Here is a 7,725-nt window from a genome sequence, read left to right on the forward strand (position 1 = left end):
TCCCTGTGGAGTGCACTCGACGAGATATAGCCTCAAAATCGACTATGTCTGGCAAATACGATCTCGTTATCGTCGGCGGCGGCATCAGCGGGGCATCGCTCCTGTACACGACGGCGAAGTTCACCGACATCGACTCGATCGCGTTGATCGAGAAGGAGCCGGAGATCGCCGCGATCAACTCCCATCACACGAACAACTCACAGACGCTTCACTTCGGGGACATCGAGACCAACTACACCCTCGAGAAGGCCGAGGGCGTCAAGACGGGGGCCGAACTGCTCGCGGGCTACCTGGAGAACCACGACCCGGACCGCGAGATGCACGCGAAGCGCAGCAAGATGGTCCTGGGCGTCGGCGACGAGGAGGTCCAGAAGCTCGAAGACCGGTACCACGAGGAGGGCTTCGGCGACCTGTTCCCGAAACTCCGCCCGATCGGTCGCGAGGAGATCGAAGAGATCGAGCCGAAGGTCGTCGAGGGACGGGACCGCGACGTCGAGATGCTCGCACTGCAGACGCCGGACGGCTACGTCGTCGACTACGGCGAGACCGCCAAGTCGATGGTCGAGGTCGCCCGCGAGGAGGCCACCGTCGACGTCTTCACCGACACGAAGGTCGAGGACGTCACGGAGACCACCGAGGGCTACACGCTCACGACGGGACGGGGCCCCTTCGACTGCGAGGTCGCCGTCGTCGCCGCCGGGTCGCACAGCCTCCAGATCGCGAAGGAACTCGGCTACGGCGAGGACATGGTGTTGCTGCCGGTCGCGGGGAGTTTCTTCCTCGCCGACGACCTCCTGAACGGGAAGGTCTACACGCTGCAGATGAAGAAACTGCCCTTCGCGGCGGTCCACGGCGACGCCGACGTCCACGACGACAGCATCACCCGCTTCGGTCCGACGGCGAAACTCGTCCCCACGCTCGAACGCGGCCGGTTCTCGACGGTCGAGGACTTCCTCGACGTCTTCGGGCTCAACGCCGCCTCCTTCCTCAGCTACGCGAACATCCTCGCGGACCGGATCCTGCTGCCGTACGTTCTCACGAACCTCCTCTACGACGTCCCCGAACTCGGTCGGCGGGCGTTCCTCCCGGAGGTCCAGAAGGTCGTCCCGAGCGTCGAACTCGACGACATCGAACGCGCAAAGGGCTACGGCGGCGTCCGCCCGCAGATCGTCGACACCAGTCGCAAGTCCCTCGACATGGGCGAGGCGAAGATCGTCGGCGACGACATCATCTTCAACATCACGCCCTCGCCGGGCGCCTCGACGAGCCTGAAGAACGCGATGCGCGACACGAAGACGATCCTCGACTTCTTCGACGAGGACTACGAGTTCGACGAGGACGCGTTCCGCGCCGACACGATCGACAACTTCCCGCGCGGGGAGTGAACCGCGGGCCGCGAGGTGCGGTGAAGTTCTCTCAGGTCACCAAGTGTGGTGAAGTTCCGGTTCTGTCGAATTCGCTGTTCGTTTCGGAGAGCCGTCGGCGTTTGCCGTCGGGAACCGATGGGACACCGGATGTAAACTCGAATTCTACAGTAACCGGATATTCGTTTTGTGCTTCGCGGTATTTTGAAACGGAATACAGAAGCCTTATCCGTGTACTCGGCATTCGTCTATTTGCAATGGCAAACGGTACGGTTGATTTCTTCAACGACACGGGCGGCTACGGTTTCATCGAGACAGAGGACGCAGACGAGGACGTGTTCTTCCACATGGAAGACGTCGGCGGCGAGGACCTCACCGAGGGAACGGAGATCGAATTCGAGATTGAACAGGCCCCCAAGGGCCCCCGCGCGACGAACGTCGTCCGCGTCTAAGTCGGTTCTACCCGTCGCCGTCAGGCGACGACTGATCCGCGATTTTCCATCGAACTACGTCCGGTAGCGACGTCGCCGTCCGATACGGACTGCTACTGCTCGCCGTACAGTCTCCCAGTGCCCACTCTCCGGTGTCGGAGGGCGCTCTGCCCGAACTGTCAGCAAGCAGTTGTGACAACCGATAGAATATTTATCGTCCGTTCGCTCGACTGACACTGTGAGCGTCTCTATCAGAACGACGATTCGGGGTATGGCGAACCGAGCGAACCCGGTGTTCGGCGCGGGGGCGGTACTGGTTCCGGTCGCACTCTTCGTTGCGGCCGTGTTCTTCGGCACGGTCCAGCAGTTGACGTACGTCCACGTGATGGCCGGTGTGCTCTGGACGGGCATCGACCTCTTCATGGCGATGGTGCTCGGACCCGTTCTCGGCGGCCTCGAGGTCGAAGACCGCGCGGAAGTGTTCCAGCGGTTCACGCCGAAGATGACGTTTCTGATGCCGACGCTGGCGTTCACGACGATCTTCGGGGGGATGGTTCTGGCCGCGAAGATGGGACTCCTCCCGGGTCTCGCCGCGTGGGGCGGGCTGTTCTCGGTCGTCGCGATGGGGCCGGCGCTCCTCGCCGTCGGGTATCAGTTCGACTCCTTCACCGACTGGCGCTGGCTCGCGCTGTTCGTCGTCATCGTCGGCGGCGGGGCCGCATCGCTCGTCGCGAACCTCGGAGCGCTCGCGATGCCGAGCGCGGCGATCCTCCTCGCGCTCGGCATCGTCAGCGTGCTCACGATCCTCGGGTTCGGCGTGTTGCTGCCGGGCGAGGCGCGGATGTATCTGGAGATGACCTCGGAGAACCCCGACGCCGACCTCATCGGTTCGATCGGGATGCGGAACGCGAAACTCAGCGGGGTTCAGGCGTCCTCCAACTCAGCATCGTCGCCGTGATGGTGTACATCCGCTGGGGCGGCTTCGGGTTCTGAGGTGGGTCGGAGTCCGGTTACGACGACCGGAGTTCGATACCTGGTTTAGAGGTCTTCACTCGTACGCGAACCCCCCGGGACCACAAGGCACTTAGGTACGACTTAACAGGGGCACACAGAGCCAATGCCACCGACAGTAGCCGTCGCGCACTATCCCGAAGGTGCGGGACACGCGACGCGAATGCTCGCTATCGCCGAGGCCATCGAAGCCGAGGGCGCATCGGTACGGATCGCAGGCGGCGGGGCGGGGACGGAGTTCGTCGCGCTCAACGGCTACGACGAGTTCGAGCCGACCAACGTCGATTTCATCGACGCCTACCAAGGTGGATCGCTGTGGCAGACGGTGAAACGGAGCCTTCCGGCCAGCCTGAGTCGGATTGCGGACTATCAGGCGTGGCTTTCGGCGACCGAACCGGACGCCTTGGTCACGGACGATATGTTCGCTGCGATGGCCGCGAATCGGTGCGGCGTCCCACTGTACGTGCTGAAGCACGATATGCCCGGGTTGTACGACGATTTCGCAGAACGAACCGGGGCGCGGTTCCACACGCTGTTCCAGTTGGCGACGGCACGGGAGTTCTTCTACCCGGTGGTCTGGCCCGAATCGTCGGTCGATCCGATGCGGGCGACGCGCATTCCGCCTGTCGCGTTGGACGGTAACCCACCGGTCAAAGACGACGCGGACGTAGTGGTCGTGCCGAGCCACTACTCCTCGCTGTCGCGCATGTCCGAGCACCTCCGACGGCAGGGTTACGAGGTGCTCAACGTCGCCGACGACGACTGGGACCCGGTCCAGTCACTCCTCCCGTACATCCGCGGTGCCGAGGTCGTCGTCTGTTCGGGGTACTCGACGATTATGGACGCCGCCGTCGCCGGGACGCCGTGCGTCGTCCACCCGGCGACGGACGAGCAGGAAGCCGTCGCCGACTGCTTGCAGCGCCTCGACGTGGACGGCTTCACGGTCGCACCTGATCCGATCGACGTCTTGGACGCTGTCGACGACCCGCCATCCGAACCGATGTTCTCGAACGGGGCCGCGTTCATCGCACGGCGCGTACTAGTCGACCTCGAAGATCCGGACCCGTACGCGACGCCCGACGCCGACGACTCGTCCGCGGTCGTCCCCGACATCGCTGGAGGATCGAAGTTGCGGTCTGTCGCGACCGTTCCGGCGGTCGCCGCCGCGGGTGTCATCGCCACGACGAGCGTCGTAGCGCCCTCACGGCTCGGCCGGAGGGTCGGTTCAGTCGCGGCGCAAGTCTCTGAAACGGGTCGGCGAGCGGGGAGCCGAATCAAGCGAGCGGGCGGACGCGCCGCTCGGGCCATCGGCGACGGCATCCGGGCCGCCGCCGACGGCTGCAGGGGACTCGCCCGTCAGTGTCGGGCGACGCTTTCCGGCCGGGTCAGCCGATCGTAATAGACTGGTAAAATCCGGTATTCAGGCATATCAGGCCATCTACCGTGTTTTCCGGGCGGATCTCGTGGCTTCACTCTGGCCGATCGACGGACCTCGAACGTCAGCCAGACGTCGACTCCGCCGATTCGTTCGTGTCGTTCGCACGGACGCGCACGTAGCGCTGTCCGACCGCGCTGTCGAGCAGGCTGTCGACAGGCGCGCGGTCGTCTCGCAGGACGGGGACGTCGTCGGTGGGTTCGTCCGTCCGATAGGAGTCGAGATCCGCCGAGAGGTCGATACCGACGTCCCGGCGGTCAGCGCGGGCCTGCAACTCCGTCTGCGTGAGGCGGTCGCCGCGTTTCGTCGCCACGATCTCGATGTTCTGGACGACCGGACCGCCGGCGGTCGGGAAGCTGTACACCCGGGGGAACACCTCCCGCATCGTCTTGTACTCCGCGCGGTAGAACTCCGAGGCGGGACCGGTCGGCGCGGAGATGAGGTTCGCGAGGAGGACGCCGTCGTCGTCGAGGCGGTCGGAGGCGAGCCGCATAAACTCGACCGTCGTCAACTGGAACGGAACCGTGTCCTTCCGATAGGCGTCGAGGACGATCACGTCGTAGGTGTGGTTCGTCTCTTCGAGGTACTGGCGGCCGCCGCCGACGTGGACGTTCATCCGCGGGGAGTCGGGGATCCCGAAGTGCTCGTCCGCGGCGTCGACGACGGCGGGATCGATCTCGACGACGTCGACGGTGACGTTCGGATACTCGTCGTGGAAGATCCGCGGGCCGGTGAACCCGCCGCCGCCGACGAACAACACCCGGTCGATCTCGTCGACCTCCTCCTCGGTGAACAACAGCGAGGCGTGGAAGTAGCGGGTGTACTCGAAGACGTGGCGGTTCGGATCCTCCAGATCCATCGCGCTGTGCGGTTGCCCGTCGAGGTAGAGCGTGCGGGTGTCCCCGCGGTCGACGACGCGGAGTTCCTGATAGGCGGTCTGCTCGGCGCGGACCACCTCGCCGCCGACACCCGGCCCGACGCCGCCGACGGCCGCCGCGGCGACGAGCGCGAGGGCGACGACGCCGACTCGGAGACCCGAGTCGCCGCGGAGGTCGGGAGCGGCGACCGCGGCGGCCGCGACGACCGCCGAGAGTCCGAGTACGAGTCCGATCTGCGGCACCGACAGGGTCGGAACGAGGACGTACGTCGTCGCGAACGCGCCGACGATGCTCCCGACCGTCCCGAGCGCGTAGACGTGACCCGCGGTCGCGCCGACGTCGCCGCCGGCGAGTTCCGCGGCGTAGGGGCTCACGTAGCCCAAGAGGTAGGTCGGCGGGCCGAAGAGCAGCGTGATCGCCGGCAGCGACGCGAACTGGCTCGGCAGCGGGAGGAGCCCCGTCGACTGGACGACCATATCGCCGAACAGCACGACGCCCGCGACGTACAGCGCGGTCGCGAGGAAGACGCCGACCAGCCTCGCGTGCGAGGCGTTCGCGGCGGCGCGCTTGCCCCCGCGGTGGTACCCGAGACTCAGCGCCGCGAGGAAGACGCCGATGATGCCGCCCCACGTGTAGATGCTGTTGCCGAACTCCGGGGCGAGGATCCGCCCGGCGAGGATCTCGAGTCCCATACTCGTGACCCCGGAGACGAACACGGCCGTCTCGGGTCGGGTGGGCAGTCGCTCCGGGAGAAACCGCGAGTCCATTCAGTGGGGACACGGCCCCCGTCGACTTGAACGCCGCGGCCGCTCGACCGCACGCCCGCCGCCGATCTGGGGATGGCTCTCGCCGTGAGTCCGTCGGCACAAGAGTCACGACTCCCGAGCACGATGTCCCCGTATGCAACGAACGGACGAGCGTCGGGATCGACACCGCGCCGACACTGACGGATTCCGCGACGACTCCGAGGTCGATACGGGACCGAGAGCGTCGGCCCGTGACCGCGACTCCGGCGACGGCGGATTGCTCCGACGCCTGCGCCCGTCGTTCCCGTCGGCGTTGCGACCGTCGTTTTCGGTCCGGTCGTTCCTCGTCGTCCTCGCGCTGTCGGTGGTGGGCGTCGTCGCCGGCGGGGCGATTCCGCTCGTCGGAGCCCTCGGGCAGTTCCTCGGCCTGTTCGCGGCGGCGTTCGCGATCGGCGCCGTCGGCTCGCGCTCCCGGTATCTCGAAGTCGGGCTGGCCGGCGCGGTCGCCGCCGGACTGGCGTTCGTGCTCGGCACGCTCACCAGCGTCTTCACCCCGCTCGCGGTCGGCGTCCTCGCCGACTACGGGGTGGCGATCGCGGGCGTCGGCACCGGGACGGGACTGCTCGCGGCGCTCCTCGGCCACTACTTCGGGCGCGACCTCCGCGACGGGCTCACCCGCGAGGTGTGAGCGGCCGCGGACCGTCGACGCCTCGCGGTGGCTGGGAGAGCCCTCTCAGCGGATCCGCCAGCCGGTGCCGTCGTTCTCGACGAGGCCCCGTTCGTCGAGGTGCTCTAACGCGGTCTCGACCCGGTCGAGGCTCGCGTTGAGGTCGCGGGCGACGTCGCGGGCGCTCTTGGGGCCGCGAACGAGCGTCGAGAGGAGTTCGGCGTAGAAGCGGCTATCGGCCTCCGAGCCGAGTCGCTCGGAGAGGTCGTCGAGGACGTCGGTGACGCGGCCGTGGACCCACCGCTGCGCCAGGGAGAGTTCGCTCTCGACGTCTTCGAGGTAGGCGTACTGCTCGGCGAGTTCGGCGACCTCGCCCGCCTCGGCCCCGCCGTTTGCCGCGGCCGTCGCGTCGCTCGGACGACGCCCCGGTCCGTGGGGAGTCTCGACGTCCGGATCCGCTCGCTCGGTATCGCCGGTCGACCCGTCTCGTTCCTCGTCCTCGTCGGGTCGCTCGCGGCGCTCGTGGTCGACGTTCTCGTCTGGAGACGCCGGAATGTCCAGCGAGATGTGCTGGCACCGACCGCGCATATCCAGGCTTCGGCTGGCCGGGTAGGCGCTCTTCGCGCCGAAGCGGTACGGCGAGACGCTCACCTCCAATCGGAGGTTCCGCGCGATGTGGAAGTACTTCCGGCGCTGATCGTCCGTCCGGCTCTCGACGAGCCCCGCCTCTTCGAGCCGCCGGAGGTGGTCGATGACGGCCTTCGGACTGACCCCGAGGTACTCGCTGATCTCGGTGACGTAGCACGGTTTGTGCGAGAGAAGCCGGAGGATACGCCGCCGGTTCTCGTTCCCGAGGAGATCCAGCAGTACCGCAGCGTCCATAACGAGAGGTAAATCGCCGGGACGTAAGACGCTGACGCATTTACTGGCGGTCCTCACCCACCCCAGTAGGAGTGCGAACCTACCCCAATGCAGCCTTCGATGGCGAACAGTCGGCACGGGCTGCGGTCGGAGTGCAGCCGCCGCTTCGATCCCGCGTCGGCGTGCCGAACTACCGCGAGCGACGCGGGGGCGGACGTCACGTCACGGGGACGCTGGCCCCGTCTTCGTATATAAACGCTCGCCGGTGTCGCTCCGGGTGTCGATCGCCGTTCAGTCCGACTCGTGGCGATCGAACGCCCACGCGGCGTAGC

7 protein-coding genes are annotated in these 7,725 nt (G+C 66.6%); 5 read left to right on the plus strand and 2 right to left on the minus strand.

Annotated elements, in window-relative coordinates; genetic code table 11:
• The first annotated feature begins 44 nt into the window (after positions 1 to 44).
• The 4 genes from ACP99_RS14250 (at position 45) to ACP99_RS14265 (ending at position 4,205) form a co-directional block, all read left to right on the plus strand.
• Positions 45 to 1,385: an FAD-dependent oxidoreductase gene (locus ACP99_RS14250; RefSeq protein WP_049987240.1), complete on the plus strand. Its 1,341-nt coding sequence runs from the start codon at positions 45 to 47 to the stop codon at positions 1,383 to 1,385.
• Between the two features lie 236 nt (positions 1,386 to 1,621).
• Positions 1,622 to 1,816 carry a cold-shock protein gene (locus ACP99_RS14255; protein ID WP_049987241.1) on the plus strand — a complete coding sequence of 65 codons (195 nt, stop codon included), beginning with the start codon at positions 1,622 to 1,624 and terminating at the stop codon, positions 1,814 to 1,816.
• 250 nt (positions 1,817 to 2,066) lie between these two features.
• A complete protein-coding gene (locus ACP99_RS14260) occupies positions 2,067 to 2,753 on the plus strand; it encodes a hypothetical protein (RefSeq protein ID WP_197052470.1) in 687 nt (228 codons plus the stop codon).
• A gap of 159 nt (positions 2,754 to 2,912) precedes the next feature.
• A complete protein-coding gene (locus tag ACP99_RS14265) occupies positions 2,913 to 4,205 on the plus strand; it encodes a glycosyltransferase (RefSeq protein WP_197052471.1) in 1,293 nt (430 codons plus the stop codon).
• Positions 4,206 to 4,305: 100 nt separating this feature from the next.
• Here the strand turns inward: ACP99_RS14265 and ACP99_RS14270 are convergent, their stop codons facing one another.
• Positions 4,306 to 5,886 carry a spermidine synthase gene (locus tag ACP99_RS14270; RefSeq protein ID WP_049987242.1) on the minus strand — a complete coding sequence of 527 codons (1,581 nt, stop codon included), beginning with the start codon at positions 5,884 to 5,886 and terminating at the stop codon, positions 4,306 to 4,308.
• 133 nt (positions 5,887 to 6,019) lie between these two features.
• On the opposite strand from ACP99_RS14270, the gene ACP99_RS14275 reads away from it, so the two are divergent.
• Positions 6,020 to 6,553: a hypothetical protein gene (locus ACP99_RS14275; RefSeq protein WP_049987243.1), complete on the plus strand. Its 534-nt coding sequence runs from the start codon at positions 6,020 to 6,022 to the stop codon at positions 6,551 to 6,553.
• A gap of 45 nt (positions 6,554 to 6,598) precedes the next feature.
• Here ACP99_RS14275 and ACP99_RS14280 read toward each other — a convergent pair whose 3' ends face one another.
• Positions 6,599 to 7,414, minus strand: coding sequence for an ArsR family transcriptional regulator (locus ACP99_RS14280; RefSeq protein ID WP_049987244.1), 816 nt, complete (start codon positions 7,412 to 7,414; stop codon positions 6,599 to 6,601).
• Positions 7,415 to 7,725 lie beyond the last annotated feature (311 nt).

Origin of the sequence: Halobellus rufus, assembly GCF_000739575.1 — an archaeon.
In the GTDB taxonomy this organism is placed as follows: domain Archaea; phylum Halobacteriota; class Halobacteria; order Halobacteriales; family Haloferacaceae; genus Haloquadratum; species Haloquadratum rufum.

What these genes read in the sequence shown, in the direction of transcription:
- ACP99_RS14275 (WP_049987243.1), top strand. Translation starts at nt 6,020, where the DNA reads ATGCAACGAACGGACGAGCGTCGGGATCGACACCGCGCCGACACTGAC.
- ACP99_RS14270 (WP_049987242.1), bottom strand. Translation starts at nt 5,886, where the DNA reads ATGGACTCGCGGTTTCTCCCGGAGCGACTGCCCACCCGACCCGAGACG.
- ACP99_RS14250 (WP_049987240.1), top strand. Translation starts at nt 45, where the DNA reads ATGTCTGGCAAATACGATCTCGTTATCGTCGGCGGCGGCATCAGCGGG.
- ACP99_RS14255 (WP_049987241.1), top strand. Translation starts at nt 1,622, where the DNA reads ATGGCAAACGGTACGGTTGATTTCTTCAACGACACGGGCGGCTACGGT.
- ACP99_RS14280 (WP_049987244.1), bottom strand. Translation starts at nt 7,414, where the DNA reads ATGGACGCTGCGGTACTGCTGGATCTCCTCGGGAACGAGAACCGGCGG.
- ACP99_RS14265 (WP_197052471.1), top strand. Translation starts at nt 2,913, where the DNA reads ATGCCACCGACAGTAGCCGTCGCGCACTATCCCGAAGGTGCGGGACAC.
- ACP99_RS14260 (WP_197052470.1), top strand. Translation starts at nt 2,067, where the DNA reads ATGGCGAACCGAGCGAACCCGGTGTTCGGCGCGGGGGCGGTACTGGTT.